At 73.5% G+C, this 1,009-nt stretch carries 1 protein-coding gene; it reads left to right on the top strand.

All coding sequences use genetic code 11. The features are described from left to right. Positions 1–152 precede the first annotated feature (152 nt). On the top strand, positions 153–1,009 hold an 857-nt coding region (locus ACWGIU_RS38455), incomplete at its 3' end, for a serine/threonine-protein kinase (RefSeq protein WP_453712803.1).

Below are 1,009 nucleotides of genomic sequence, written 5' to 3'. Positions count from 1 at the left end.
GTCCCCACCGGACCGGGAGGCCCTCGTCGTACGCGGATCTCGTCGCCCCCGGGGCGGCAGCCGCTGCCGGAACCCCTCTCGTGCGGTCGCGGGAGGGGCGTAGGCTGCGGTCAGCCCGGGGAGGGCGCGGGAACGGGGAGGGAGTTCTTCCGATGCGGGGCGCGTTACTGGAGGGGCGTTACCGGCTGGAGCGCAGGCTCGGGGCCGGTGGGATGGGCGAGGTGTGGCAGGCCCGGGACCTACGACTCGACCGGGAGGTCGCGGTCAAGGTGATCTCCCGGGGCGTGGCCGGCGACCACCTCCTGGAGGAGCGGTTCCGCAAAGAGGCCCGCACGGCCGCGGGCCTGACCCACCCTCGGATCGTGACCGTCCACGACCACGGCGAGGTCGAGGTCGACGGCGTCCCGGTGCTCTACCTCGTGATGGAGCTGGTTCAGGGGCGGCCCCTGACCGCCGTGCTGGGCGACCACCGCTCGGGTGCGGACCCGGCCGCCGTGATCCGGTGGGCGGTCCAGATCTGCGAGGGCCTGGACGCGGCACACCGGGCCGGTGTGGTCCACCGGGACATCAAGCCGGCCAACATCATGGTCCACGGCCCCGCCGAGGCCGACGTCACCATCTGCGACTTCGGTATCGCCCGCCTCGCCGAGGAGACCGGAACCGGTCTGACGGCCACCGGCGCGGCCATCGGCACGCCGGCCTACATGTCCCCGGAACAGGCCCGCGGCGACCGCCGCATCGACGGCCGCAGTGACCTGTACTCCCTCGGCTGCATGCTGTACGAGCTGCTGTCCGGCAGGCCGCCGTTCACCGGCTCCGGGCTGTCGGTGCTCTCGCAGCACCTCACCAGTGAGCCCGCCCCGATCAGGGACTCCCGGCCCGCGGTGCCCGAAGAACTGGAACGGCTGGTGCTGGAGCTGCTGGCCAAGGAGCCCGCGGCGCGACCGGCCGATGCGCAGCAGGTGATCGACCGGCTGCGCAAGGGGGCGAAGCGTGTCCGGCCCCGGCC

The sequence above is a fragment of the Streptomyces sp. NPDC054840 genome, assembly GCF_053611065.1.
The sequence above is the reverse complement of the archived record's forward strand: the minus strand, read 5'-3'. Positions and strand labels throughout refer to the sequence as shown.